At 58.5% G+C, this 26877-nt stretch carries 21 protein-coding genes and 1 tRNA gene; 19 read left to right on the forward strand and 3 right to left on the reverse strand.

The window, feature by feature from the left end:
- The first annotated feature begins 42 nt into the window (after nucleotides 1-42).
- From AB8C10_RS01920 to AB8C10_RS01970, 11 genes are all read left to right on the forward strand, one after another.
- A complete protein-coding gene (locus AB8C10_RS01920) occupies nucleotides 43-903 on the forward strand; it encodes a ParA family protein (RefSeq protein ID WP_368866661.1) in 861 nt (286 codons plus the stop codon).
- Between the two features lie 191 nt (nucleotides 904-1094).
- Nucleotides 1095-2102, forward strand: a complete 1008-nt coding sequence (locus AB8C10_RS01925; RefSeq protein WP_368866662.1) for a ScpA family protein — start codon at nucleotides 1095-1097, stop codon at nucleotides 2100-2102.
- Nucleotides 2095-3132 carry an SMC-Scp complex subunit ScpB gene (scpB, locus tag AB8C10_RS01930; protein WP_368866663.1) on the forward strand — a complete coding sequence of 346 codons (1038 nt, stop codon included), beginning with the start codon at nucleotides 2095-2097 and terminating at the stop codon, nucleotides 3130-3132. Before AB8C10_RS01925 ends, scpB begins: the two co-directional genes overlap by 8 nt.
- An 81-nt stretch (nucleotides 3133-3213) precedes the next feature.
- Complete coding sequence (locus tag AB8C10_RS01935; protein ID WP_304192187.1) at nucleotides 3214-4368, forward strand: pseudouridine synthase; 1155 nt, start codon at nucleotides 3214-3216, stop codon at nucleotides 4366-4368.
- Between the two features lie 18 nt (nucleotides 4369-4386).
- Nucleotides 4387-5556, forward strand: a complete 1170-nt coding sequence (locus tag AB8C10_RS01940; RefSeq protein WP_049337512.1) for a prephenate dehydrogenase — start codon at nucleotides 4387-4389, stop codon at nucleotides 5554-5556.
- Nucleotides 5557-5610: 54 nt separating this feature from the next.
- Nucleotides 5611-6303: a (d)CMP kinase gene (gene cmk / locus AB8C10_RS01945; RefSeq protein WP_368866664.1), complete on the forward strand. Its 693-nt coding sequence runs from the start codon at nucleotides 5611-5613 to the stop codon at nucleotides 6301-6303.
- 111 nt (nucleotides 6304-6414) lie between these two features.
- Entirely contained in the window at nucleotides 6415-7995 is a 1581-nt protein-coding gene (gene der, locus AB8C10_RS01950) for a ribosome biogenesis GTPase Der (RefSeq protein WP_049353025.1), read from the forward strand.
- Nucleotides 7996-8235: 240 nt separating this feature from the next.
- Nucleotides 8236-8309 (forward strand) — tRNA-Pro (locus tag AB8C10_RS01955).
- 593 nt (nucleotides 8310-8902) lie between these two features.
- Nucleotides 8903-10540, forward strand: a complete 1638-nt coding sequence (locus AB8C10_RS01960; protein WP_368866665.1) for an L-lactate permease — start codon at nucleotides 8903-8905, stop codon at nucleotides 10538-10540.
- Nucleotides 10541-11034: 494 nt separating this feature from the next.
- Nucleotides 11035-12657 (forward strand): L-lactate permease, encoded by a 1623-nt coding sequence (locus AB8C10_RS01965; RefSeq protein ID WP_368866666.1) that lies wholly within the window; start codon nucleotides 11035-11037, stop codon nucleotides 12655-12657.
- A gap of 246 nt (nucleotides 12658-12903) precedes the next feature.
- Nucleotides 12904-13293, forward strand: coding sequence for a DUF1304 domain-containing protein (locus AB8C10_RS01970; RefSeq protein WP_049337517.1), 390 nt, complete (start codon nucleotides 12904-12906; stop codon nucleotides 13291-13293).
- A gap of 125 nt (nucleotides 13294-13418) precedes the next feature.
- On the opposite strand, the gene AB8C10_RS01975 is transcribed toward AB8C10_RS01970, so the two are convergent.
- On the reverse strand, nucleotides 13419-14207 hold the full coding sequence (locus tag AB8C10_RS01975; protein ID WP_368866667.1) for a DNA-3-methyladenine glycosylase I: 789 nt from the start codon (nucleotides 14205-14207) through the stop codon (nucleotides 13419-13421).
- Between the two features lie 214 nt (nucleotides 14208-14421).
- Entirely contained in the window at nucleotides 14422-15033 is a 612-nt protein-coding gene (locus AB8C10_RS01980) for a methylated-DNA--[protein]-cysteine S-methyltransferase (RefSeq protein WP_368866668.1), read from the reverse strand.
- Between the two features lie 336 nt (nucleotides 15034-15369).
- Between AB8C10_RS01980 and AB8C10_RS01985 the strand changes: the two genes are divergently transcribed.
- Nucleotides 15370-15987: a hypothetical protein gene (locus tag AB8C10_RS01985; protein ID WP_368866669.1), complete on the forward strand. Its 618-nt coding sequence runs from the start codon at nucleotides 15370-15372 to the stop codon at nucleotides 15985-15987.
- A 124-nt stretch (nucleotides 15988-16111) separates the two neighbouring features.
- Here the strand turns inward: AB8C10_RS01985 and AB8C10_RS01990 are convergent, their stop codons facing one another.
- Nucleotides 16112-16378, reverse strand: coding sequence for an N-acyl-D-glutamate deacylase (locus tag AB8C10_RS01990; RefSeq protein WP_368866670.1), 267 nt, complete (start codon nucleotides 16376-16378; stop codon nucleotides 16112-16114).
- 391 nt (nucleotides 16379-16769) lie between these two features.
- On the opposite strand from AB8C10_RS01990, the gene AB8C10_RS01995 reads away from it, so the two are divergent.
- The 7 genes from AB8C10_RS01995 (at nucleotide 16770) to grpE (ending at nucleotide 26653) form a co-directional block, all read left to right on the forward strand.
- Complete coding sequence (locus AB8C10_RS01995; RefSeq protein ID WP_368866671.1) at nucleotides 16770-18950, forward strand: hypothetical protein; 2181 nt, start codon at nucleotides 16770-16772, stop codon at nucleotides 18948-18950.
- An 81-nt stretch (nucleotides 18951-19031) separates the two neighbouring features.
- Nucleotides 19032-19655, forward strand: coding sequence for a hypothetical protein (locus tag AB8C10_RS02000; protein ID WP_368866672.1), 624 nt, complete (start codon nucleotides 19032-19034; stop codon nucleotides 19653-19655).
- Between the two features lie 83 nt (nucleotides 19656-19738).
- The gene (locus tag AB8C10_RS02005; RefSeq protein WP_368866673.1) at nucleotides 19739-21301 is read left to right on the forward strand and encodes an Hsp70 family protein; all 1563 of its coding nucleotides are present in this window, start codon (nucleotides 19739-19741) and stop codon (nucleotides 21299-21301) included.
- Nucleotides 21302-21451: 150 nt separating this feature from the next.
- A complete protein-coding gene (locus AB8C10_RS02010; RefSeq protein WP_368866674.1) occupies nucleotides 21452-22801 on the forward strand; it encodes a J domain-containing protein in 1350 nt (449 codons plus the stop codon).
- 128 nt (nucleotides 22802-22929) lie between these two features.
- Nucleotides 22930-24480, forward strand: coding sequence for an Hsp70 family protein (locus AB8C10_RS02015; RefSeq protein ID WP_298594388.1), 1551 nt, complete (start codon nucleotides 22930-22932; stop codon nucleotides 24478-24480).
- 54 nt (nucleotides 24481-24534) lie between these two features.
- On the forward strand, nucleotides 24535-25785 hold the full coding sequence (locus tag AB8C10_RS02020) for a tetratricopeptide repeat protein (RefSeq protein WP_368866675.1): 1251 nt from the start codon (nucleotides 24535-24537) through the stop codon (nucleotides 25783-25785).
- A 118-nt stretch (nucleotides 25786-25903) separates the two neighbouring features.
- Nucleotides 25904-26653, forward strand: coding sequence for a nucleotide exchange factor GrpE (grpE, locus tag AB8C10_RS02025; RefSeq protein ID WP_161800496.1), 750 nt, complete (start codon nucleotides 25904-25906; stop codon nucleotides 26651-26653).
- Nucleotides 26654-26877 lie beyond the last annotated feature (224 nt).

The raw sequence follows: 26877 nt of genomic DNA on the forward strand, positions 1-26877 counted from the left end.
CTTAAACTTTAAAACTTCGAATTCATTGATGAAGGTGAACCATTGACTGAAGCTCAGGCTCAAGAACTCGGCCCCACCGGTCGACCCCTGCGCGTATACCCCGACCCGGCTCCGCTGAGTAGCCACGGTCCCGCCCGCATTATCTCTATGGTGAATCAGAAGGGCGGCGTGGGTAAGACCACCTCCACCATTAACCTGGGCGCGGCACTGGCAGAATGCGGCCGTAAGGTGCTGCTGGTCGACTTCGACCCGCAGGGTGCTCTCTCTGCAGGTTTCGGTGCGAACCCGCACGAACTGGACCTGACCGTCTACAACGTCATGATGGACCGCAAGGTCGACATCAAGGACGTCATCCTGCCCACCGGCGTGGAGAACATCGACCTGCTGCCCGCCAACATTGACCTTTCCGCAGCTGAAGTTCAGCTGGTCAACGAAGTGGCTCGCGAGCAGGTTCTCGCCTCGGCACTGCGCAAGGTCCGCGACGAATACGACGTCATCCTCATCGACTGCCAGCCGTCTCTGGGCCTGCTGACCGTCAACGCGCTGACCGCCTCCGAAGGCGTGATTATTCCGCTGATTTGTGAGTTCTTCGCACTGCGCGCCGTAGCGCTGCTGGTGGACTCCATCGAGAAGGTTCAGGACCGTCTGAACCCCGACCTCGAGATTGTTGGCGTGCTTGCCACCATGTTCGACGCGCGAACCATCCACTCCAAGGAAGTGCTCTCGCGCATCGTGGACGCATTCGGCGACAAGGTCTTCGACACCGTCATCAAGCGCACCGTGAAGTTCCCGGACGCATCGGTGTCCGCTGAGCCGATTCTCAGCTACGCCTCCAGCCACCCCGGCGCGGAAGCATACCGCCAGGTGGCACGCGAACTGATTTACAAGGGCGGCGCACGCTAAAGCCCCCTAACCTATACGCCCTCTGCTGAGGTGACTCTCACCCTTGAGTCGCGCCGGTAGAGGGCGTATAATTGTGTGGATTCTAAAGACCCCGCACACTGCTTACGCCGAAAAAATAGGCGAAGTAGCAGCCGCATCTGAGACGGCACCACAAAAGCCGGGGAGAATAAACCTAAGGAGAATAGGTCTTTATGACCACGAACGTCGCTGCCGTGAGGGTACCGACACCGAACGCAGACACCGCCGCGAACGCCCGGACTGAGGGCCGCGGCCTGCAGAACCCGGAACGCGGTTTCACCCTCACCCTCAGTAATTTTGAGGGTCCCTTTGATCTTCTACTGACCCTGATTTCGCGCCGCAAACTCGACATCACCGAGGTGGCGCTCGCAGAGGTCACCGACGAGTTCCTCGCATACCTGCACGCCCTCTACGCCGAGGGCACTGAACGCGCGCTCGACGAAGCCAGCGAATTTCTGGTCACCGCCGCAACCCTGCTGGAACTCAAGACCGCACGCCTGCTCCCGCAGCATCGTGAACCCCTCGAAGAGGATGTTGCACTGCTAGAAGCGCGCGACCTGCTCTTCGCCCGTCTGTTGCAATACCGTGCCTACCGCGAAGTTGCCGATATTTTTGCCGAACGCTGGGCGCAGGAAGCGCAGCGTTTTCCCCGTGAGGTAGCCCTCGAAGAACGATTCGCTCAGGCGCTACCCGAACTGGTCTTTACCGGAGGCGCCGAAGAGTTCGCCCGCATCGCCGCCGCCGCGCTGAGCCGAACCCCCAAAGAGCCCGAACCGGAACCCGAAGAAATCGTTGAAGAACTCAACGACCACCTGCACGTTCCGCTGACCACCATCGCGGCTGAAGAACACTACATTCTGCACAGCCTGCTCGATACCGCGGCGCGGGAACTGAGCTTCGCCGAATTGGTACAGGGATCAGGCGACCTAGAAATCGCGGTGGTTCGTTTCTTGGCGCTGCTCGAGCTCTACAAAGAAAGCGCCCTGCACGTAGAACAGGACGCGCCGCTCGGAGCCATTCGGGTGCGCGCGAGCGCGAGTGCCGCACAGTTCGTAATCCGCGAAGACACCGCAGATGCCGCAGGCACTCAGGATGCGCACGAAATCGGTGAAGCACCTGAATCACCCGAGGCGAACGAATCTGAAGCTAACACGGAACCGGTAGAGGAGGATTATGAGTAATCACGGCTCACGCTTTGACCGTGAATTCACCCCTGACGACCTTGCCATCGTGAACATGGGCTACTGGGATCCGAACGCAGACGAAGATTCGGAACAGGCTGACTCGGCGCCGGCAGAGGCTGAAATCTCAAAGCCTGCTGAGGCGGACGCTGAGCCGGCTGAGTACGAGGTAGCGGCAGCTCCTCTGGATGAGGTGACCGAAGACGCTGAGGTTACCGAAGATGCGGAGGAGGCTGAAGCCGCTGAAACGGTAGAGGACTCCGATGGTTCCGACATTTCCGACAGCTCTGGGGAATCGCAGGAAACTGCATCCCGCGAGTCGAAGGAATCGGTAACGAAACCGGTAGCGAAATCGGCAAAGATTCCGGCGGGAGGCCCCTCCACCGCACCCAGTGTGGCGGTCGATGCCGAAGCCGAATTCTCCAAGGTCGAGGCAATCCCCGGCGGCGTCAAAAGCGCCATCGAAGCAATCCTAGCCGTTGCCGAAGCGCCCGTGAGCGTGCGTGAACTCTCCGCCGCGCTCATCGTCAGTGAACGAGCTGTTGAGCACTCGCTCGACCAGCTGTACCGCGAGTACAACGGCGAAGAAAGCGGCTACGGAGAAGACGAAAACCGGGTGGCGCCCGAACCGCGCGGATTCCAGCTACGGAACATCGCAGGAGGCTGGAAGCTCTACGCCCGCGACGACTTCGCCCCCTGGGTGGCACGCTTCGTGACCCGCTCCAAGAGCGCGACCCTCAGCAAACCCGCCTACGAGACGCTCGCCGTGATTGCTTACCGGCAGCCGGTTACCAGGGCGAGGGTAGCCTCCATTCGAGGCGTGAACGCGGACGCGGCAATCCGTCAGCTGCTCCAACGGCAGCTGATTCGTGAGGCGGGTCGAGAAGCCGGAAGTGGCGCGACCCTCTACGAAACCACGGAGCTGCTGCTGGCGAAGCTCGGGTTGAACTCCCTGGAGGAGCTACCGGCGCTCGCGCCCTTCCTGCCCGATGACACGGAAGCCGCAGTGCTTGCCGAGGGCAACGACTAAGACAACGAATCAATAAGACGAACGAACGTTCTGGAAAAGCCTGAAACGTTCGCACTATACGACAGAAAAGAGAAGAACACCATGGCATATGGAAACTCCTCCCGCGGCGGCCGCTCTGCATCCGGTCGCCCCCAGAACTCCCGCGGTGGCCGTCCCGGCGCTGCTCGTCCCGGTCAGGGCGGTAAGCCCGGCGCTAAGGGCGCATCCGCACGCGGCGGTCGCCCCGGCGCACCGAAGAGTGGCGCAGGCAAGGGCGGCGCAAAGGGCTTCGGCGAGAAGAAGTTCGGTGACAAGAAGTTTGGGGAGAAGAAGTTCGGCGCAGGCCGCGCAGGTCGAGGCCGCGGCACCGAACTGCCCAAGCGCGAACGCCGCGCACCGGGCCGCCCCTACCGCTCCGGCGAAGCCTTCGCAAACGAGCGCGGCGAATACCGCGTCAGCAACTACGCTGGCCCGCACCGCCCCCGCCGCCCCCGCAACGCCCCGGTAGACCACTACGAGTTCTACGACCACGACGGCGTGCGCCTGCAGAAGCTGCTGGCTCAGGCCGGTGTGGCATCCCGCCGCGTCTGCGAAGAAATGATTACCGAAGGCCGCGTTACCGTCAACGGTGAAGTCGTGACCGAGCTGGGTGTGCGCGTGGACCCCTCCAAGGTAACCGTGCAGGTGGACGGCATGACCGTTCAGACCAACGACAAGCTCGTCTACATGGCATTCAACAAGCCCGCCGGCGTGGTCTCCACCATGGAAGACCCCGAAGGTCGCCCCTGCATCTCCGACTTCCTGCGTTCCTCCATGAGCGAGCGCGTATTCCACGTGGGCCGCCTGGACGTCGAAACCGAAGGTCTGCTGCTGCTGACCAACGACGGCGAACTGGCGAACCGCCTCACCCACCCCTCCTACGAGGTGCCCAAGACCTACCTGGTGCAGGTTCCCGGCCCCATGGAGCCCGGCGTCGGCGCAGCCATGAAGAAGGGTATTCGCCTGGAAGACGGCGTGACCCGCGTGGACGAGTTCAAGCTGGTGGACTCCACCCCCGGCCACGTGCTCGTTGAGGTGACCATCCACTCCGGTAAGAACCGCATTGTGCGCCGCCTCTTCGACGCTGTCGGTTACCCGGTTGAGCGCCTGGTCCGCGTTGAGATGGGCCCGATCCGTATTGGTTCGCAGAAGCAGGGTACCGTCCGTAACCTCTCCAAGGTCGAGATCGGTCACCTGCTCGCTTCGGTGGACATGTAATAACGCTAAGGAGTTGTCATGAGCTCGCCCGCTGAGCTTTCCGCATCTGAGCTGCCCATGGACTCAACGCTGACCGGGCCGGTGCTCATTATCGGCTCGGGTCTGCTGGGTGCCTCTATTGGTTTGGGGTTGCGTGCGGCAGGATGCGAGGACGTGTACGTCCAAGATATTTCACCCACCGCCGAGGCTGTGGCGCAGGATATCGGTGCCGGTACAAGTTTCTCCACTCTGTCGGAGGAGGAGCGCACCGCCTTCGCCCCGCAGCTGGTGGTGGTGGCTGCGCCTCCGGATAGTGCCGGTGCCGTGTGCGCTCGCGCGTTGAACACCTATGCGCCTCGACCGGAGGCGGGCTACCCCGGCGCCGTGGTGACGGATGTTGCCTCGGTGAAGGTGCAGCCGCTGGCTGATGTGCTTGCCTCGGGTGCGGATGCGTCCCGTTACGTGGGTTCGCATCCGATGGCTGGACGTGAGAAGTCTGGCCCGGTGGCTGCTCGCGGTGAGCTGTTCCAGGCGCGTCCGTGGATCATCTGCGAGCACAATTCGGTTCGCCCCGAGTGTGTGCGTCTGGTGCGTTCTGTGGCGGTGGAGCTGGGCGCGATTGTGACTTCTCTGGGCGTTGAGGAGCATGATCAGACGGTTGCCCTGATTTCTCATGTGCCGCAGGCGATGAGCTCGCTGTTGGCTTCGCGTCTGCAGGACACTCCGCTGTATGCGCTGTCCCTGGCGGGTCAGGGTTTGCGCGATACGGTGCGTATCGCGGCTTCAGACCCGACGCTGTGGGTGCAGATTTTTGCGGCGAACGCTGACCCGATTGTGCAGACTCTCTACGGTGTGCGTGATGACCTGAACCGCCTCATCGCGACGCTGGAGAACCCGACGGCTTCCGGCGCTCGCCTGGATTTGGCGCAGCTGATGAGCGAAGGCAACGCGGGCGTGAGCCGTATTCCGGGTAAGCACGGTACTGCCCCCGCCGCGTTCGCGAAGATGACGGTGCTGGTGGACGACACCCCCGGCACGCTGGCTCGTTTGCTTGCCGAAATTGGTGAGCTGGGCGCGAACCTTGAGGATTTGCGTCTGGAGCACTCGACGGGTGCCCCGGTGGGTATGGCTGAAATCTCGGTCAATCCGTCTATTCATGAGGCGCTGGTCCGCGATTTGTCGGCTCGCGGTTGGCGCGTTGTGAAGTAGAGTTAAAGCTGTATTTTCCGGCATAAAGTTTGAGACGAATTTTAAGGAGTGCTGATGCACGAGAACCCTAAACTGACGATTGCTATTGACGGTCCTTCCGGTTCCGGTAAGTCGTCTGTGTCTAAGGAAGTTGCACGCCACTTTGGCCTGGCGTACCTGGACACCGGTGCAATGTACCGTGCCGCAACCTACCGTGTGCTGGAACTTGGCGTTGACCTGAACGACGCTGAGGCGATCGTGAAGGCTGTCGAGGAGATGCCCCTGGTGTTCGGTACGAACATTAAGGAAGAAGAGATTCTGATGGGCTCGACCGATATCCGTGAGGAGATTCGTAGCGAGCGCATTTCTTCGGCGGTGTCTGCTGTGGCTTCGGTTCCGGCGGTTCGTGAGCACCTGATTGGCCTGCAGCGTTGGATGATTAACCACGCTATTAACGGCATGGTCGCTGAGGGCCGCGACATCACTACCGTGGTTGCTCCCGACGCTGATGCGCGCATCCTGCTGACTGCTTCTGAAGAGGTGCGCATGGCGCGCCGCGGCCTGGAGAACGCGGAGAAGTCCGGCGCTTCGGGTGACTTGAGCAAGCAGATCGCTGAGCGTGATGCGAAGGATTCGAAGGTCAATAACTTTATGGAAGCTGCCGAGGGCGTGACCCTGGTGGACAGCTCGGATCTTGATTTTAATGCGACGGTCTCTGCAGTGATTAACGCTGTGAATGACCAGTTGAAGGCGAAGCGCGCGGGCTAGGCCCCGCCGAAACGCTGGGGGAGTGGTGCATCCGCTCCCGATAAGACGTTGAGCCGCGCTCGCGTGCTGACCCTCGGGTTGGGCGTGGGGCGGGTAGAGAAAGGAATGCGCATGGCTGAGGACGCTATCCGCGACGATTACGAAGATAAGTACCTGGGCGGTGGCGAGGACGACGTTATCGAGCGCCTCGCTGAGATTGATGATGAGACCGCTGATCAGCGTGCTCAGGCTCTTCTTGAGGGTCTTGAGGACTACGACCTGGATGAAGAGGACCGCGCCCTGCTGGGTGCTTGGGGCTTCGACATTGAGGATGAGGAAGAGCAGCTCGCTGATCCGGTAGTGGCGATTGTTGGCCGCCCGAACGTGGGTAAGTCGACCATCATTAACCGTATTCTGGGCCGCCGTGAAGCGGTGGTTGAGGATAAGCCGGGTGTGACTCGTGACCGCGTGTCCTATAAGGCTGAGTGGCTGGGTAAGAGCTTCACCCTGGTTGATACCGGTGGTTGGGAGTCTGACGCTCGCGGTATTGACGCTCAGGTTGCTGAGCAGGCTGAGATTGCTGTGGAGCAGGCCGATGTTGTGGTCCTGGTGGTTGACGCTCGCGTGGGTGTGACCGCTTCGGACGAGCAGATCGTGCGTATGCTACGCCGCGTGAAGAAGCCGATCATTCTGATTGCTAACAAGATTGACGACGCTCACCTGGAGCCGGAGATTTATAACCTCTGGTCGCTGGGTATGGGTCAGCCGTTCCCGGTGTCGGGTCTGCACGGTCGTGGCCTGGCGGATGCTCTGGACGAGATCCTTGAGGTCATGCCGGAGCACTCGCAGTTTGCTCAGCCGGAGGCGCTGGGTGGCCCGCGTCGTGTGGCTCTGGTGGGTCGCCCGAACGTGGGTAAGTCGTCGCTGCTGAATAAGCTGGCTGGTTCTGAGCGTGCCGTGGTGAATGACCTGGCTGGTACGACTCGTGACCCGATTGACGAGATTATTGAGCTGGGCGGCTACCCTTGGCGTTTTGTGGATACCGCGGGTATTCGCCGTCGCCAGCACATGGCTAAGGGTGCGGAGTTCTACTCTTCGCTGCGTACTCAGACTGCTCTGGAGCGCTCTGAGGTTGCCGTGGTGCTGTTGGATGTTTCCGAGCCGATCTCTGAGCAGGATGTGCGTATCGTGCAGACCGTGATTGATTCGGGTCGTGCGATGGTCCTGGCATTCAATAAGTGGGATACCCTCGATGAGGACCGCCGCTACATGCTTGAGCGCGAGATTGAGCGCGACCTGGCGCACGTGCAGTGGGCTCCTCGCGTGAACATTTCGGCGAAGACCGGCTGGCACAAGGACAAGCTGGTGCCCGCCCTGGAGCACTCGCTGGAGTCGTGGGATTCGCGTATTCCGACCGGTCGCCTGAACGCGTTCCTGGGCGAGATTGTTGCCGCGCATCCGCACCCGCTGCGTGGTGGTAAGCAGCCGCGTATTCTCTTCGGTACTCAGGTGTCTTCGCGTCCGCCGAAGTTCGTGCTGTTTACTACCGGTTTCTTGGATCCGGGTTACCGTCGCTTCATTATGCGTCGTCTGCGTGAGACTTTTGATTTCACGGGTACTCCGATTGAGATTTCGATGCGTGTGCGTGAGCGCCGCTCCTTGGGTGAGCGTCAGAGCGCGAAGGCTAAGAAGGGTAAGGGCGGCCGCCGCTAGTAGCGGGGTGTCTGCTTGATGCCGTGTTGCTGGGCTGGCCCCTTGCTAGGCTGGCTCTTGTTAGGTTTGGCCCCCGCGCGCTGGATTCTGTACGGAAAATCTGCAAGGAAATCCGTGAGGAAAAGATTTTTAAGATTTTTTCTAAAAATAGGGATTCTGGCTTGCGTGGGGGTTGAAAGCCCGGTATAGTTATTCGAGTGTTCAGGGGAAACCTTGAAAACAATATCGTGAATAACGAATCGGGTTGTGGCGCAGCTTGGTAGCGCACTTGACTGGGGGTCAAGGGGTCGCAGGTTCAAATCCTGTCAACCCGACGGATAAAGCTCCGGAAGGTTTTTCCTTCCGGAGCTTTTTGTATGCCGTTTAGGGGTTCGCGGGGATTGATGGTGCGGGGCTGGGTTGTGTCGGTTTGAATGTTCCCGAGGCGCTGCGTGCTCTGGCAGGGCTTTGGCGGACCCTTGTTCCCTTGTAATAGCGGGGGAGAGAGGCTGGGTAAGCCCTCAACCCGGGGTGGGCTTTAGGTTAGGTTGCAATTATGAGCTTGAATCTAAATGTTGGAATATGCCCGATTTTGTGGGTGTTCGGTGGTACATTGGGTACACAAGGAATTGCGTTTTTGGGATTAGAGATTCATTATCCTGCCCCTGAAATTCCCTTGACAAATCAAGGAATATTTAGGTTTCTGTGACAAAAACGCCGTTTCAACACACTAAATTTCATAACCGCAAAACCAACACGAACCCAAGTGAAGGCATATATCCCCAAGGGATAGCGTCCCTAACGCATCAAACAGCTAGGTGCACGCACCTGCAACACACGGCACACACGCCGCCACAAGCGTCGCTGGGAAGGTTTTACGGCAAACTCGATCCCGCCCCCGTGGGCGTGGAAAGGAACACAATAAACCATGTGGCAGCAAGTCTACGACCCGCTGAACTCGAGCGCACTCTCCGCACTCGTAGCAGCAGTCCCGATTATTTTCTTCCTTCTGGGCCTCACCGTCCTGAAGCTCAGCGGTATTAAATCTGCCGTCATCTCCCTGGCGCTCGCACTCGTGATCGGTTGCGGCATCTTCGGTATGCCCGTCACCGCAGGTGCAGGATCCATCCTCTACGGCTTCCTCTCGGGCATGTGGCCCATCGGCTGGATCGTGCTCATGGCAGTGTGGCTCTACCGCATTTCTGTGCGTTCCGGCGGCTTCGAAATTGTTCGCTCCTCCATCTCCTCCATCTCTACCGACCAGCGCATCCAGATGCTGTTGATCGCATTCTGCTTCGGCGGCTTCCTTGAAGGCGCTGCAGGCTTCGGTATCCCGATTGCTATCTGTGCTGCACTGCTCGTGTCCCTGGGCTTCAACCCGCTCAAGGCCGCAATGTTCGCGCTGATTGCTAACGTGAGCTCCGGTGCATACGGCGCTATCGGCATCCCCGTGACCACCGCGGCAACCCGCGGCGGCGTGGACCTGCATGCACTGTCCATCGAAATGGTCCTGGTTATCCAGATCATGGCGGGCCTGATTCCCCTGGTGCTCGTCGCTATTCAGGACGGTCTGCGCGGTATCCGCGAAGTCGGTCTGGTAGCTCTCATGGTCGGCGTTATCTACTCCGGCGGCCAGTCCGTTCTGCTCGCAGCCCTGGGTAACCCCGAGCTCGTTGACATCATCCCGCCGCTGCTGGCACTGGTCGCTCTGGCGCTGGTCATGCAGAAGTGGCAGCCCAAGCACATCTTCCGCGAGCCCACCGCTCCCTCCCTGGAAGAAGTTCAGGCTCAGCAGAGCGTCAAGCACACCGGTGGCGAAATCCTCAAGGCTTGGAGCCCCTTCGTCTACCTGTCCGTCGTGATTCTGCTCTGGTCCACCGCTCTGAAGCCCGTCTTCGCTGCTAAGGGCGCGCTCGGCTTCACCAACATCTCCTTCCCCCTGCCCTGGCTGCACCAGAGCATCTCGCAGGCGGCACCGATTGTTGCAACCCCCAAGCCTATCGACGTGACCTACACCTGGAACATTGTGGGCGCATCCGGTACCGCAATTCTGGTGGCTACCATCATCACCATCCTGACCTCCTCCATCAGCTGGGGTGAGGCTATCGAGGAGCTCGGCGGCACCTGGAAGCAGCTGCAGACCCCGATCCTCATGATCTGCCTGGTCATGTCCGTTGCTAACGTCATGAACTACGCAGGTATGATTACCTCCATCGCACTGGCTGTTGCCGCTGTGGGCGCAATCTTCCCGCTGCTGTCCCCGATCATCGGTTGGATCGGCGTGTTCGTGACCGGCTCCGTGGTGAATAACAACATCCTCTTCGCTGGCCTGCAGGCTACCACCGCACAGCAGATTGGCGTCAGCCAGACCCTGCTGGTTGCATCTAACACCGCCGGTGGTGTGATGGCGAAGATCGTGTCCCCGCAGTCCATCGCAATTGCAGCTGCTGCTGTGAACAGCGCAGGCGAGGAATCGAAGATTACCTCCATGGCGATCAAGTACAGTGCAGCTCTGCTGGCTATCACCTGTGTTTGGGTTTACGTCCTGTCTCTGGTCGGCCTCTAAACAGCGTGAGAACCCGATGCGTGTAGCTCGCTTTCTTTGAGCGTGAGGTGCCCGCGACACGGTTGAGCGAAAGCCCCTTCTACTTCGGTAGGAGGGGCTTTTGCGTTATCTAGGATTGCTAGGGAGGCGCAGTTGGTGGTTCGAAGGGGAGCGGTGAGGAGCGAATACCAAGGAGTGTAAATATGCACATAAATATCGTTTGTGCACACTTAAGGTTATCCTATCCTGAACTCCACTAGGAGACCTGCTAGCTTAGACAGATAAAGTCATGAGCACCTAGTTAGCGGGAATAATCCCGCTTTCTTTCAGTTAAAACCAGGGAACAACTTCAGCCCCTGAGAACTGATGACCATAACGCTTCACCGATGGGCCACTCCGCCACATAGCGGAGGAACCCATCGGTTTTATGCGGCCTAGCGCTTCCATACAGCACGGGAGCCGTATCGGAAGAAGCGACCGCTAATACACACAGACCGAAAGGAACACCCGCCCCAATGTGGCAGCAAACCTATGACCCGCTGAACTCACCGGTGCTCTCCGCACTGGTTGCCGCAGCGCCCATCGTCCTCTTCCTGCTGGGTCTGACCGTCCTGAAACTCAGCGGCCTCAAATCAGCACTGCTGACCCTCGTCACCACCCTCATCATCGGTTGTGCCATCTTCGGCCTGCCCATCACCGCAGGTGCCGGTTCCATCCTCTCCGGCTTCCTTTCGGGCGCATGGCCCATCGGCTGGATCGTGCTCATGGCTGTGTGGCTCTACCGCATTGCCGTGCGCGCCGGTAACTTCGACATCGTGCGTTCCTCCGTCTCCTCCATCTCGAACGACCAGCGCATCCAGGTGCTGCTGATCGCCTTCTGCTTCGGTGGCTTCATCGAAGGCGCGGCAGGCTTCGGTATCCCGATCGCTATCTCTGCTGCACTGCTGGTATCCCTGGGCTTCAACCCTCTCAAAGCATCCATGCTGGCGCTGGTAGCTAACGCCGCATCCGGCGCATACGGCGCTATCGGTATCCCCGTGACCACCGCAGCTAAGGTTGGCGGCCTGGACACCGCACACCTGTCCGCAGGCATGGTTCCGGTACTGCAGATCTTCGTCGCCTTCGTGCCGCTGCTGATGGTCGCAATCCAGGACGGTATGCGCGGCATCCGCGAAGTCGGTCTCGTAGCGCTTATGACCGGCGTGATCTTCTCCGGCGGTCAGGTGGCCATCCTGATGCTGCTCGGCTCGCCTGAACTAGTCGACATCATCCCGCCGCTACTCTCCCTGGTCGCCCTGGCGCTCGTGATGCAGAAGTGGCAGCCCAAGCACATCTACCGCGAATCCACCGCACCCAGCCTCGAAGAAGCTCAGGCTCAGCAGAGCGTCATGCACACCGGCGCTGAGATCGTTAAGGCGTGGAGCCCCTTCATCTTCCTTTCCGCAACCATCCTGCTCTGGTCCACCGCACTGAAGCCGATCTTCGCAACCAACGGCCTGCTCGGTGCCGCAACCCTGGCGTTCCCCATCCCCGGCATTCACGAAGCCATCACCACCGGTGCCGGCAAGACCGTGACCGCGATGTTCTCCTGGAACACCCTGGGCGCATCCGGCACCGCAATTCTGGTGGCTGCAATCATTACCGTCCTGACCTCGAACATCAGCTGGGGCGAAGCCTTCGAAGAACTCGGCGGCACCTGGAACCAGCTGAAGATGCCGATCCTCATGATCTGCCTGGTCATGTCCGTGGCTAACGTGATGAACTACGCTGGTATGACCACCTCCATTGCGCTCGCGCTCGCGGCAGCAGGCCCGGTCTTCCCGCTGCTGTCCCCGATTATCGGTTGGATTGGCGTGTTCGTGACCGGCTCGGTGACCAACGCTAACGTGCTCTTCGCGGGTCTGCAGTCCACCACCGCAGCCCAGATTGCTGTTGACCCGACCCTGCTCGTTGCCGCAAACACCGCCGGTGGCGTGATGGGTAAGATTGTTTCCCCGCAGTCCATTGCGATTGCGGCGGCGGCTGTGAACAGCGCCGGCGAAGAATCGAAGATCACCTCCATGTCCATCAAGTACAGCGCTATTCTGCTGGGTCTGGTCTGCGTCTGGTCCTTTGCTCTCTCACTCATGATGGGCTAAAGACCGATACCGGGTTCGGCGTAACCCCGCGTAAGAAACCCCTCGATGAGAACCCTGCAATTTTCTCTGCAGACGACGAATCGAGGGGTTTCACGCATATTCAGGGAAATTCCGATAAACCGGGAAGAAGCGTAGAATTACTTCTTGTGCTTGCTCCTGCATGATTCTGAACATCACCACAGGTTGTGCTCCAGAATAAAGAACGGGCAGGTGCCTAATAGAACACCTACTGATTAAGGAGAAATAATGCAGGCACTCGCAACGGTCACCACCGTTTTTGCCTTCGTAGCAATCGCTATTCACGTGTACATCTGGATCATCGAATCCTTCCTCTGGACTAAGCCCAAGGGCCGCGAAACCTTCGGCATGACCGAAGAATTCGCCGAGTCCACCAAGGAGATGGCAGCAAACCAGGGCCTGTACAACCTGATGCTCGCCTGGATTGCCGCAACCGGTCTACTTGCCTTCTGGTTCGGCTCCCCGCAGGTCGGTGTGGCACTCATGTTCGCAGGCCTGGGCTCCATGGCGATTGCAGGTATCTACCTGTTCCTTACCTCCCCGGCAAAGCGCAAGCCCGCGCTAATCCAGCTGACCCCGCCGCTGCTGTCCCTGATTTTCCTCTTTGTGACGATTTAATAGAGCCAGCAACCTAGCTATGCGGAGGGGAGCCTCCGAGTTTTTGGAGCCGCGTGCTGCTTCTCAGGAAGTAGCACGCGGCTTTTTCATGCCCTTGGGTACGCGCACACCCAGCGAGGGGGGGCTTAGGCGAAGAGCCCCGAACAGCCTCGCCGATGCGAACCCACCAGGTGAGCGTCGACCATACCGACCGCGCACATAAGCGCATAGGCGGTCACCGGTCCCAAGAACACACCTCCTAGAGCTTTAAAAGATTTAGAAAGAAGCGCAGACTCGGGCGTATCAGTAGGAATATCCTGCAGGGTATGCGGCGCGATAGTCTCGTGCGACGCGAAGGACCACAGCCACGCCGGTAGCCCGCCCGGTACACGTGTGCCGTCGGATAGGGTGCGCTCGCGCATCCGGTTCAGGTCTTCATTGCTGAGCGTACGAACTCGGCGGCGGCGTGCGGCTGTCGCCTCGGTGCTATCCTCTTTGGCCGGGGTAGAAGAGGGTGCGATAAGGGGAAGGCGAATATCCTCCGTGGAGGCGTTACTCGGCGTGGTGGCTAGCTCGCGCATCCGCAGGGTCAGCCGTGCATTGGAGATGACCGCGCGAATCTTCCTCTCGTTACGGATAATCTCTTCATCCTGAAGGAGGCGTGCAACATCCTGGTCGGTGAACGCAGCCACGCGCTCGGGATCGAAACCTTCGAAAGCGCGACGGAAAGCTTCGCGGCGGGCAAGAATAGTTCGCCAGGAGAGCCCCACCTGAAACGTTTCGAGGCTGAGGGCTTCGAAGAGTCCACGCTCGTCGGTGACGGGCATGCCCCATTCGGCGTCGTAGTAATCGCGCAGAAGCTCATCGGTCACCCACGTGGGGTAGCTCGGGGCGTTTTCGAGGGGGTCGGCGGGAATAGTAGGTTGTGAGGTCACGGTTTCTCCTCTCTGAGAAGTCTGTATCTGATTCGAAGGCTTAGGAATCATGTTCTACTTAAACACTAACCCCAACACGAAGTAATCGCAACTATATTCGATTGCGTGTCGTGTTGCAGGGCAATGAAAACGAAAACAGGTACGAAAAAGGGCGGGATACGCATCCGATGCATACCCCACCCCGTCATGAGCTTCGAAGACTAGCCGGCAGGCGCTAGAAGAGCCGCGCCTCCCGCACCTCTTCCGGCTCCTCCAGATCCAGGAGGAACTGCTTACGCTCAACCCCGCCGGCGTAGCCGGTCAAACTACCATCAGCACCAATAACGCGGTGACACGGAATCATAATAGAAACCTTATTGCGGCCGACCGCCTGCCCCACAGCCTGCGCCGGAGCACCTGGACCAACCGCACGCGAAATCTCGCCGTAAGTCGTGGTGTACCCGGCAGGAACAGTCTTCAGATGCTCCCACACAATCAGCTGAAAATCGGTGCCCTCAGGATCTAGCGGTAACGTAAAAGAAGTGCGCTTGCGCTCAAAATACTCGGAGAGCTCTGCCTCAGCACGGGACAGCAGCTGCGCCGCAGCATACTCACCGGCTGGCTCTTCACCATCTGCAACGCCGTGCTCGCGCAGATAGACGTCAGGATTCTCAATCAGTCCACCAAGCTCATGGGGGAGCGGGAAGTGCGCCTGATCCTCGTACCAGATGCCCACAATCGCATCCGCACGGGCGGCAAGGTAGAGCACGCCGACGGGGCTCGAATAGCGAGTGTACCAGCGCGCGAGCGCTTCCGGCGGCTGCGGCGAATCGGTCGCTTTGGTCATGCTCTTCCTCGTTGGCTCCTGGGTGTGTATTGCAGATGGTATTAGAGGTAAATATCCCTTTCAACCATCATAGGGGAGGGGCGCCTCCGTACCGTACCCGTAGCAAGTTTTGTCTATAACTGACCGCTATATATGAGATGTATGCACCGCCGTTGAAACATCTCAAGACGCCCCGTCAATTTTGCTTGAGCCTCAAGAGCTGGCATTCTGTGAAGTACACACCGATACACCGCAATTCAATACTCCGGCTTCTCCACCCGCAGCGGGTAGGGGATGGCCTGTGTTTCTCGTGCCTCAACGATGGGTTCAACGACGACTGAAATTGCAAGGAGAAACATGGAAGACCTGAAAAATCTCCGCCGGCAACTCAAGGAAAACCCGGAGAGCCGAGAGCTCAATAACCGTTACGTGCAGGGGTGCCTCGACATCGCGAAAGCATATACCGTTACATCCCAGGGGCATATCTTTATTTGCTCGCCCTCAGATTTGGAAGCCGTACGGTACGTCATGGCCAAGATCCCTGATGCTTCGCTTCTAGACGGCAAAACCTTAGAAGAATACAAACGTCTGAAGAGAGCCGTTACTCAAGCTCGCATAAATAGAGGCAGGCCCGGTAGCATGATGGGCATTTACTATGCCATCATCCTTTTTATAGTGATGCCTATAATGGCGGTACCAATCCTTGCGCTGTGGGAGCTCACCGCGGGGAGTACCTCAGACCACACCCGCGACCCGAAAGTCCTCATCTTTCTGATTCCTGTCGCTCTCATTACCGCGGTGCTCCTCTGGGTAGGATGGCTTGTGGGTAGAATCCCCGGCTGGAAATATAACGCTCTTGTAGTTCAAGAGAACGAAAAGGCAGAACTAGCCAGAGCCGAAGCTGCAGCGCATCAAAGCACTGAATCGAACCGTCTAGACATGGTTGTAGGACCGGACTCTGAACCGCGATTTTAATATCCGCGATCTTAAAGTAAATGTGCCGCCTCACTGATACCGGTGAGGCGGCACATTTTGCTGTCTAGGGGATGAGGAGCTCGCTACTTAGCGGCTGCCCTGTCAGAATTGCGCTCCATCAGAATTACGCTCCGTCAGCGTTGCCCTCCGTGTGGTGCAGATGCGGCAGGTGAGTTGAGTGCAGGTCGTGACCGAGCACATCGTGCGCGTCCGGGTCCTCGTTCGGGAGCACGTGCGAGTACTTGGAGTAGTAGCGGTACAGTGCGTAGGCGCCAATCACAGTCAGTACGATAGCAACGCCCAGAGCCCACGGCACAGCGGCGGCAGAATACATGACAGAGAAGAGCACCAACAGCCAGGAGAGAGCAGCTGCAAGAACCGAAATGTTCATAGCAATAATTGCAAGCTTGCGGCGACGGACATCAACCATAATCGGCGCGGGGAAAACCCGCTCCCTCCTTCCAACGGAGCCTCTCTCCGTTCTCACGACCACCGGAAGGTGCCAGATGCATAACCAACCGCCATCTTCGGCGACCAGAATAGAATCAATAAGCCTATATATCTATGATACGGCGCTTGAAGTGGACATCAAAGGCAAACAAACGCTGTTAGATCAACCCCACACAACATATGAATAACTGTCTCAGCAGAGGAGTAGATGACGATACAGGTCACTCGGTGAAGATGACCTGTGGCATGATTAAGACACTGAACACAACCACACCCATACGACATATGATGATGCCAGCGACGGTACCGTCATAATGAGGAGAGCCATCGAGATGACGACTTTCACCGGCGATTGGGGGAGCGCTGAGCGCGTTTCTGCTTACTTCCGTGACCGATACCGTGCCCACGATCAATGCGGAACCCTTGAACTTAACAACCCGCACGCTGCCAAGAACGCTTACGCGGCTCTTTTCCTCGGTCTGAACGACTCAGCGGGGCAACCGACGAACGCCTCTCTCGCCGTGGAGGCGCTACACCTGAGCGCCTCCGAATGCCGAACCGTAGACCTGGGGTTTGATTTCTCGCCCTTCTACTCGGTTCCTCCTTTGAACCCTCCCGTATGCCACCTGGTGATGGGCGCAGACTTTGGCCCCGCCAACCAGAAGTACGCGCTATCCAGCCTGTACGGAACGCCTCGACTGTACCTGGTAACCGGTGATGCGCCGGATAAGAACCCCCAGGGGTTCTACGCCAAGCTGGCCCTTTTCGCTTCGAAACTTCGCTCCGCCGAAACCTGGAACCGTACTAAGGTGTACGTGCTAGCCTCCCACATTATTGGTGTAGCCAATGAGAAGCTGGGCCCCGGCTACGAATCATTCACCACCTATTCTGTGCCCATGAAAGGCGCGCCTGGAACCGCCAAAGGGCAGCGCGAAGAGATTGTTAACCTCAGCCTGCACAGCTCATTCAAGCCCCGCGTCTTCTGGAAGGACCACTCGGCATTTCCCGCCGATGGTCGCGGTAAAACGCCCTGCGTTGAAGGCAACGACCTCATTAACTCCACCCCGGAAATCGGTTCCTCTCTGAAAGCTGAGGAAATCGCCGAGATATTCGGGAACAAGAGCACCCTGAACGTCTACATCTACCGCATTAGCGTTCCTCAGATTTTGGGTATGGGACCCCACGTTTGGGGAGCATCGCACATGCTGTGGATTTTGACGAACCATCTGCGTGAGACGGAGTATTTCCCCTTCGGTGAAGAACTGTTGCAGGACATTCAATCGGTTGAGGCGCTCTACCAAATGACCTACAAGATGTCTGCAGGCGGCCACGCCCTGACCGCCTGGCAGGCGAACCGTATGCAGGCGGCCGAGGAATACCCGCAGATCGAAGAGCTACCGATTGACGTGGACGTTGTCCAAGGAATTATCTGGGATTTTGAGTTGGCCACACGCGTGGCAATCGAGTTCGAGGCATACGGCGAAATAACGTACCGAGCCTCAACCTTCTCGACGGACCCGAACGCCCAATGGTACGAGGTTACCCGTAACCCCAATATTCAGGTGGATATCAAGAACGCGGCTGAATACGAAGCATCCGCTTCCGAGAACATGGAACAGGAGATGAACGCACAGCAGATGGTTCAGGAACTGGCTGAAGGTGCCGAATGCACCGTTGTATTTGGTGTGTACCCCGGTATGGTGGATTACCGTCGCGGCCCGAAGGACAGCCGCTGGACGAACTGCCAGCCTCTGCGTACCGTCGCGCTCATGGCGCCTGAGGAACGCTCCTTCCGCGTTGACCAGATGAATAAGGCACTCTACGAGAGTGACGAAGCTCTGGAAATGCGAATTCGGCATATGCTCCTGCCCGGTGAGGAGGGGGTAACCCCTGACCATCACCTCGTACTCGTTTACGGGCAGGTGCCTGATATCCAGCGGGACGAAGCCCTCAACAGCCTGTTGACGCAACTTAGCGCGTACAACCCGAAGGTCATCATTCTTGAGGCCGGCGCTTTAGACTACGACGAGAGGTACGAGCAGACCCCCTACTCTACCGCGACCTACCGCACCGACGGCAAGCTCTATGAGCAGCCTATCCCTCTCTCGGAGCATTACCGTCGATGCGTGGAATGCGAACCCGGCGCGCCCTACGATGTGTCGTATCCGGCAAAATTCCAGAGTGGCACTTTCGATCATGAGGTCGCTGAGCTGACCGAGAACCTCGCCTTCACCATTCATTACGAATGGGGATTGCCGGTGACGGTACTCCGCGTGGGCTACGCATTGCCCTACCTCTACAAGACGGAAGGCACCATGCTTATTTCTCAGGCAGTTCTTCGCCGCCTGGAAGAGCAGCTACCTACTCCCATCTTCGGCTCTCGTGAACGTGAAGTCATTGACGCAATGGTGCTCGACCAGTACCGAGCATTTGAAGAGAAGATGGAAACCGACCCGGATGGACGTGAAGCGCTGACGAAAGCTCGTCGCGGGGTACTACCCTGGGGCGTGTAACCGTTCGCCAGCCGTAGAGCCCGACACACTAGCCGGGCTCTACGGGAGCCCTTACAGGAAGGCTCGCAGGAAGGAAGAACAATGAACGTTGACAACAAGAAGAAGCAGCCTCGCCGCGGCGTGGGTGCCACGCTGGCCATTACTCTAGCCTGCCTGCTGACCGGATGCGGAAACATCTGGGGGTACACACACCCCGATGGTAGCGGCGGAGGATTCGTGGATAACCTGTTCCGCGGTATCCAGTTCGGCTCCTCGAGCACCCCCAAGAAGGGGAAGGTCCCGGCTGACGCTTACCCCGGAGCGGGGGAGAAACGCATCCCCTCCGGTGCTGTTGAACTGCTTTCTTCCACGACCCGTAACGGGCTGACCGCTCCGATTTTCCGCTCCCCGACGGGCAATATTATTTGCCAGAATATCGACGGAAAATTTGGCTGTGGCATCGTGAACTACTACGACGACAAGCCCTACGGCGTAGCAGCCGATGGCGAGCCCCTCTGGTGGATTGATTTCACCGCGGAAGAGGCACGCCTGACCTCTCATGAAACCCCCGAAACCTTCACCCAGACCGACGCTGTGCTGCTATATAACACCAGCGTGTACAGCGGAAACATCGTCTGCGGCGCGACGGAAAAGGGCGTGACTTGCTGGGACTACACGACCGGTCACGGCGCGTTCATGAATAGGGACTCATACACGACCTTCTAAACCTATACGGAGCCAACTATACGGAGCCTCAGAGATGCGGCGTTCCGTGAAAAACACTAATCGACGAGGGATGGAGAAAAGCGATGGGAATTGCCATCGGAATTGACTTGGGAACCACTAACTCCGCCGCTGCCGTGGTGGATCCCACCGGTGTGCCGCGGATTGTGCGAAACCGCGATGGGGCAAATACGACCCCCTCTGTAGTCCTGCTGCAGGACTACGGTGCCGGTGATGAGCCGCTGGTCGGTACTCAAGCGAAACAGCACGCCAGCCGCGTCGGCTCGGACGTCGCCCAGCACGTTAAGCGGTACATGGGCGAGTCCAGCTGGCGTTTCGACTCGGCTACGGGGTCCAGCTACACCTCGGAGGAAATCTCCGCAATGATTCTGCGTCGTTTGAAAGAAGACGTCGAGATGCAGATGAACGTCCCCGTTACCGACGCGGTAATCACCGTGCCTGCATACTTTGACGATGCACGCCGCCTAGCGACCCGCCACGCCGGTGAAATTGCTGGGCTCAACGTGCTGGGTGTGCTGAACGAACCCACGGCTGCGGCGCTCGCCTATGGTGTATCCACCAGGGGTAACACACACGAGACCGTCCTGGTGTACGACCTGGGCGGCGGCACCTTTGACGTGACCATCCTGAACGTTTCAGGCGGTGATTTCACGGTTCTGGCAACGGATGGTGACCGTCGACTGGGCGGTTACGACTTCGACAGCGAACTGCAGCTCATGATAGATGAACAGGTCCGTTCGCAGGGAGGCCCCAGCTGCCTTGATGACCTGAACACTCTTAACGTGGTGCGTGAGCAGGCAGAACAGGTGAAGAAGACCCTGTCTTCGGCACCGACTGCTACCGTACAAATTGCAGCCGGGAACGCCTCGTACCGCGTCACTATTGAACGAGCTGAGTTTGAACGACGTATTGAGCGTCTTCTGCGCCGTACGCGTGACCTGGTCATCGACACCCTGGAATCAGCGCGTCTGAACTGGTCGGACATCTCCCGTGTGCTCTTGGTGGGTGGGTCTACCCGTGTTCCTGCCGTGCGCGCAATGCTCAAGACCCTGAGCGGGAAAGAGCCTGACACGAGCATCAACCCTGACGAGGCTGTGGCTCTCGGAGCAGCGGTACAGGCGGCACTTCTGGCACCGGAAAGCCAGGAGACCGTCGGATACCTTGGCGGCCGCTCAGCGGTTGAAGGCTACATTGGTGCTCCGGTGCGTGTGCAGGATGTGACGAGTCAGGGACTGGGCGTGCTGGTGCTGGACGAGAACGAGAAGGACGAGATTAACAGCATCATCATTCCCCGTAATACTCCTTTGCCTGCGAACGAGACGACTACCGTAAAGACCGTCTACGACTACCAGAGCGAGGTCAAATTCCGTGTCACTCAGGGCGATGACAGGGACCCGGATTTTGTCACTCTAGTGGGTGAAGCGACCCTTCGCATGCCGCCTTACCCCAAGGGCGCACCGCTATCCATCACCTATAGCTACGATCGCGATCAGATTATTCATGCGGAGGTGAAGGACTTGACCTCCGGAATCCTTCTGGGCACGTTCAGCATCGAGCGAGTGTCGAATCTGAAGGAAGCTCAGGTGGAGGAATCGAAGAAACGAATTGGCGGTATGACCATCATGTAGGTGACGGGTAGCGGTATACCTGTCGGGGCGGAAGAACAGCCCTATAGCTTGAGGCTCGGTACTGGAGCCGGGCCTCAAGCGCCCCTACATAAACCGTCCATAAAACGTCTACGAAGACCGACGAGAAAGCGATGAGGACTAGCTATCGTCATGCAGAATTACTACGAAATCCTGGAGATTGAACCGAACGCAACCGAAGCACAGGTGCGTGAGGCAATCGTTCAGAAGCGTCGTTCTGCCCGGGCACGCGCGAATCACCCGAACGCAGAAAAGCGTCACGAGAGCGAACGACTGATGCAGCTGATTGCTGAGGCAGAGAAGCATCTGCTGGATCAGCAATCTCGTGCGGCCTACGACGCGAATCTTCAGAGCGCCCCGGCAGCTCCTGCCGGCGGAAACGCAAGGGCTGAACAGACTGTGCCTGCTCAACCGCATGAGGATCTGCAGCGGCAGACTCTTGACGCTCAGCAGCAGGCTGAGCAGATGCGGCGTGAGATGGAACGTATGCGTCAGGAGATGCGCCGCAAGGAACAAGAGCACGAGCAGGAGCTAGAGCGTTTGCGTCAGCGTGTGCCTGATGCGCCGGATGCGCCGCGTCCTTCTGAGATGACGCCTCCGACTCAAGCTTTTCCTAACCAGCCTCCGGCTGAGCCTGCCGCGCCTGAGCCTGTTGCCCCTGAGTCTTCTCAGCAGCGTCAGAAGCCTGAAAAGCCTAAGAAGCGTAAGGCATCTCGGAAGAAGGAAAAGCCGAAGAAAGAGGCTCCGGCCCAACGTACCCCCGCCCCGAATGAGCCCTGGAGGACTCCGTACCGTATTCTTCCTCAGCTTGAGCGGCGGGACTCGGACCCCCAGCAGCTGGAATCAGCACAGGCGATTATGCAGCAGGTAGGCGCGGGTCATACTCGTGACGCGATACGTGAAGCGCGTGAAGAGTACAAGTCTGGTCGTCGTGACGCGGCGATTGTTCAGGCGTACGCTTGGGCTCTGCTGTACGACGTCTATCGTTGCACGTACGGCGGTTTTGCCGGGCCCAACCCGTACGCTGCATCGCGCTCGCCGCTGGGCCTGCTGGTGAGTTCCGCCCAGGTTCGTTTAGCCCAGTTGCGTTTGTCCCAGCTGAAGAGGTTGCCTCTGAACGGTTTTGCTGAACTTGAGCAGGCTGTTCAGGAGATTCGTGGAGCTGTAGCTGCCGCCCGACGACGCAGAAGCCGCCTGACCCTCATGGGGGCTATGGTCACGCTTTTCCTTGCGAATTACCTTTTCCTTCCGCAGCTTGTGGAGCTACTTGGTTTGAGCGCAATTCCGGCTGACATCGCGGTATCTGTGTGGATTAAGGATCTTATACAGGTAATCCTGTTCCCGTACGTATTCATGGCGGCGGCCTTCCCCGCCCGATGGGCTGATGACCGGTCCTTCGTGAAGCGTGCGAAGAAGAACTCTCCGTTGGCTCCTCCGGTGCCGTGGTGGTACGGGCTGAAACGAGCCGAACCGCTGACGTAGCCCTGAAATGGTATCGCAACGCCGTAGCGCGGACGCCGGCTATCGAAGACATAACAAGAAACGCTAACTCACATATACATCTGCGGTATTTTGCCGTGGCAAGCATACGACTAGAAAGAGAATGACTTATGGGTATTGCAATTGGTATTGACCTGGGAACCACGAACTCTGCAGTTTCGGTGGTTCGTCCTACGGGTGTGCCCGAGGTGCTTCGCAACAAGGAAGGCGACACCGTCACCCCCTCCGTGGTGCTTTTCCAGTCCTTCGGTGGCGCGGACGAGCCTCTGGTTGGCGAGCAGGCGAAGCGCCAGGCCGCGGCGTTCCCCGAGGACATTGTCCAGTACGTCAAGCGTTTTATTGGCGACCCGACCTGGCGTTTTGACGCTTCTTCGGGTACCCAGTACACCGCTGAGGAAGTTTCTGCAATTATCCTGAAGCGTCTGAAGGAAGACGCTGAGCTTGCCCTGGGCGAAGAGGTAACCGACGCTGTCATCACCGTGCCCGCTTATTTTGATGATGCACGTCGTACCGCTACCGCCCACGCGGGTCAGATTGCTGGCCTGAACGTTTTGCGTGTGCTGAACGAGCCGACCGCTGCAGCCCTGTCGTACGGTGTGGAGGCTGACGCCAACGGCACCGTGCTGGTGTACGACCTGGGTGGTGGCACTTTTGACGTCACTATTTTGAAGATTAGCGGCACCGAATTTGAGGTTCTGGCTACTGACGGCGACCGTAACCTGGGTGGTTTCGATTTCGATAACGCCCTGATGGAATACCTGAATAAGCGTCTGATGGAGCAGGGCGCCCCGGACGCTCTGGAAGACCCGTCCCTCACCGCTGCGTTGCGTGAGAAGGCTGAGTTTGCGAAGAAGGCGCTGTCGACTGTTCCGAAGACGAATGTGCAGTTCTCTGCTGAGGGCCAGCACTACCGTGTGCCGCTGACTCGTGAAGAGTTTGAGGAGTGCACGGTCAGCCTGCTGAACCGTACCCAGGAGGTTCTCGAGGACGTTCTGAGCGCGGCGAAGCTGACCTGGGCTGATATCGATAAGGTGCTGCTGGTGGGCGGCTCGACTCGCATGCCTGCGGTTCGAACCCTGGTGGAGCGCATCTCTGGTAAGACCCCTGAGCTCGATATTAACCCTGATGAGGCGGTCGCTCTCGGCGCTGCAGTTCAGGCAACCCTGTCTGGCGACGTGGAGGTCAGCACGGAGCAGGTTGGCTCCAAGGCAACTGTTGAGGGATTCCTGGGCGGTAGCGTCAAGATTAGCGACGTGACCAGCCAGGCGCTGGGCATTATCCTCTACAACGCTGACGGCTCGACCTTTAACCATGTGGTGATTCCGCGCAACACCAAGGTTCCCTGCACCCACGAACAGAACACCCGAACCCTGCTTGACGGCCAGAATGCCCTGGACATTAAGGTCACTCAGGGTGAGGAACGCGACCCCGAGCTGGTGACCGTTGTTGGTACCGGTGAGCTTTCCCTGCCCGCCTACCCGAAGGGTGCGCCGCTGAAGGTCATCTACGCCTACGACGTGGACCAGACGGTTCGTGTTGAGGTGATTGACCTGACCGCGAATGCTTCTCTCGGCTCTTTCAACATTGAGCGTGTGGCTAACCTGCGACCTGAAGAAGTGCAGGAGGCGCAGCGCAAGATCGGCGGCATGGAGGTGAACTAGCCTCCCGCTACCCATTGCTACCGGTGATGAAACACCGGTGAGATATGAGTATCTATGACTACTGAGAATTTTTACGAGGTTCTCGGCCTTCCACAAAACGCGACGGCTGAGGACGTGGAGAAAGCGTTGCGTGAGCAACGCAAACGGTACCGCCTCCTGACCAGCCACCCTGAACGCGCCAAGGCGCGTGAGGGTGAGGACCGCCTGGAGTTGCTTGACCGGGTTGAGCAGACTCTGCTGAATCCTTCTGCCCGTGCCTCTTATGATGAGTCGCTGAAGCGTCGAGGACCCGCACCCCGACCTTCTGCGGAGTATCGTTCTACGAGCGGAGATTCTAAAGAGGAACGTCTGCGCGCTGACATGCGCTATGCCTGGGAAAACGAGAACTGGAACTCTCTGGTAAAGTTCGCGCAGGCAATGCACAGGATTCGTCCCGACGACGTTGAAGCGTGGGAGAAACTGGCAGCGGCATACCTGTGGGGCGATTGGGACTATAACCGTCGCCGAGATGTCATGCACGCTATCTCGCAGGCACGCCGTTACGGTTCGGAACATGAGGAATTCCTCCTCATGATGGAGCGTAGCCTGGCTCAACGCGACGGAGACTACGAGCGCGTCATGGGGATCAACCGTCAGCTGATGGCTCTGAAACCGGAGAACACCGACTATATCAGCGACTTCATCATCAGTCGTTGGAATGCGGGACAGCACGCTGAAGCTTTGCAGGATGCGGATAACGCACTTGCCGCGTACCCCGATAACCCGCAGATGTTACGTCTGCACGCCATCATCCATATGGAGGAGGCAGACTCCCACGGCGTTATCTACAACGGGGTAACCATCATCAACTCGAAAGAGCAGGTGAAGGCGATTCGTTCGAGCCTGTCAAAGGTCCGGGACGCGTATCTGCTTCCCTACGATTTGCTGCTAAAGTACCGGAACATTGAAGAGAACATGCGTTTTGCCCGCCGCCGTCCCTTTACCTTCGGAAGGCTGGTGCGCTTTGTGGTTACGTTCTTTGCAGGGTCTCTGGTCCTGAGCGTCATCTGGGCGCTCCTGCAGGGGGCGATCCGCTCTTCAAACCAGGCTGCTTACGACACGATCAACGGATACATGACGCTGGTGACGTTCATCCTTCTTCCTCTCTTTGCTTTCTACACAGCCTTCCCGCCCTATTGGAAGACCAACCAGAGGGCTTTAACGGGGCAGGGGTATGACCCCACTCGAGCTGCAACGGGAATTCTGGGCGTCATCCTGATGATTTTCGGTATCTTCATCCGAAGCTTGAGCAGGCTGGGCCGCTAAGGAAAGCCGTCAAAGAACACAGGGGAGAGCGCCTATCTTCCTCATACTCCCGCTCTGTCAGCCGTAGCGGTTTCAGAGCGGGAGCACCCCACAATCATTGATAACTTTGAAAGGAGATGTGACCGTGTCAACGTATGATCCTCAGGACGCTGTCGTCCCTGAGCCTGAACTGTGGCCGGTTGGCGGCGAGGCTAAAGAACAGCCCCCGCACGAGGAAACGCATGAGGGGGTGACAGCCACCGCTAAAGAGGAAACGCCTCAGCCTGCCTCACCTTTTGTGACTGAAGACTTTGAGGTGCGCGTCCTGGAGCAGCTCACCGAGCTCAACCAACGTTTTGCGCAGCGCATCGCCGAGGACGGCGCTAAGAACCAGCTTATTCGTTCTGTACAGGCAAGCCTGCAGGAACGTGACGAACGAGCATCCGGAGAGGCGTACCGTTCCCTCTTCCGCGATGTGCTCAACGCCCTGGACCGTCTGCTGAATCAGGACGCGAGTGCATCGCTGAGCGAGTCTGTTGCCGACGAGATCGTCAGTATTTTTGAGATTCGCGGACTGCAGCGCATCGACGCGGTGGGTAAGTTCGACCCGGCGATCCACGAGGTTTCGGGTGTGGTTCCTTCTGCGCCCGATTACCCTGCCGGTACTGTGGTATCGGTGGAGCGGGAAGGGTATATTCTGGGTGACCGGACTTTGCGTCCCGCTCGTGTGATTGTGGCGAGGGATATGCCGAATCGTCAGCCTGCCGCCTCTACTGGAGCGGCTACTAACCGCCCTCAGGATGCGGCTGAGAGCGGTACCGGAGGTAGCGGCGAGGACGACCGCACCATCCCGCTTCCGACGGTGCCGAACAGCCCCTCCGGTGTGTAGTTTTTGACGCGAGTAAACAGTTTGTGCCTGACCACGAAGGTCAGGCACACACTGTTTAACCCCTTATAAAAGTCCGTCCGCCGCAGTACGTGAAGCACCACGGCGGACGGGAGCGTAAATAAAGTATCAGCGCGAACCGTCGACTCCTGTCAGGACAGCGCATGAATATGTCGCGTACGCGTCCTGTGCGGTACTGACACCTCACGAACAACACCGCGCCAGGT

This window comes from Rothia mucilaginosa (genome assembly GCF_964210535.1).
Taxonomy (GTDB): domain Bacteria; phylum Actinomycetota; class Actinomycetes; order Actinomycetales; family Micrococcaceae; genus Rothia; species Rothia mucilaginosa_F.

Coding starts and splice junctions, on each gene's coding strand:
- AB8C10_RS01925 (WP_368866662.1), top strand. CDS start 1,095: ATGACCACGAACGTCGCTGCCGTGAGGGTACCGACACCGAACGCAGAC.
- scpB (WP_368866663.1), top strand. CDS start 2,095: ATGAGTAATCACGGCTCACGCTTTGACCGTGAATTCACCCCTGACGAC.
- AB8C10_RS01935 (WP_304192187.1), top strand. CDS start 3,214: ATGGCATATGGAAACTCCTCCCGCGGCGGCCGCTCTGCATCCGGTCGC.
- AB8C10_RS01940 (WP_049337512.1), top strand. CDS start 4,387: ATGAGCTCGCCCGCTGAGCTTTCCGCATCTGAGCTGCCCATGGACTCA.
- cmk (WP_368866664.1), top strand. CDS start 5,611: ATGCACGAGAACCCTAAACTGACGATTGCTATTGACGGTCCTTCCGGT.
- der (WP_049353025.1), top strand. CDS start 6,415: ATGGCTGAGGACGCTATCCGCGACGATTACGAAGATAAGTACCTGGGC.
- AB8C10_RS01960 (WP_368866665.1), top strand. CDS start 8,903: ATGTGGCAGCAAGTCTACGACCCGCTGAACTCGAGCGCACTCTCCGCA.
- AB8C10_RS01965 (WP_368866666.1), top strand. CDS start 11,035: ATGTGGCAGCAAACCTATGACCCGCTGAACTCACCGGTGCTCTCCGCA.
- AB8C10_RS01970 (WP_049337517.1), top strand. CDS start 12,904: ATGCAGGCACTCGCAACGGTCACCACCGTTTTTGCCTTCGTAGCAATC.
- AB8C10_RS01980 (WP_368866668.1), bottom strand. CDS start 15,033: ATGACCAAAGCGACCGATTCGCCGCAGCCGCCGGAAGCGCTCGCGCGC.
- AB8C10_RS01985 (WP_368866669.1), top strand. CDS start 15,370: ATGGAAGACCTGAAAAATCTCCGCCGGCAACTCAAGGAAAACCCGGAG.
- AB8C10_RS01990 (WP_368866670.1), bottom strand. CDS start 16,378: ATGAACATTTCGGTTCTTGCAGCTGCTCTCTCCTGGCTGTTGGTGCTC.
- AB8C10_RS01995 (WP_368866671.1), top strand. CDS start 16,770: ATGACGACTTTCACCGGCGATTGGGGGAGCGCTGAGCGCGTTTCTGCT.
- AB8C10_RS02000 (WP_368866672.1), top strand. CDS start 19,032: ATGAACGTTGACAACAAGAAGAAGCAGCCTCGCCGCGGCGTGGGTGCC.
- AB8C10_RS02005 (WP_368866673.1), top strand. CDS start 19,739: ATGGGAATTGCCATCGGAATTGACTTGGGAACCACTAACTCCGCCGCT.
- AB8C10_RS02010 (WP_368866674.1), top strand. CDS start 21,452: ATGCAGAATTACTACGAAATCCTGGAGATTGAACCGAACGCAACCGAA.
- AB8C10_RS02015 (WP_298594388.1), top strand. CDS start 22,930: ATGGGTATTGCAATTGGTATTGACCTGGGAACCACGAACTCTGCAGTT.
- AB8C10_RS02020 (WP_368866675.1), top strand. CDS start 24,535: ATGACTACTGAGAATTTTTACGAGGTTCTCGGCCTTCCACAAAACGCG.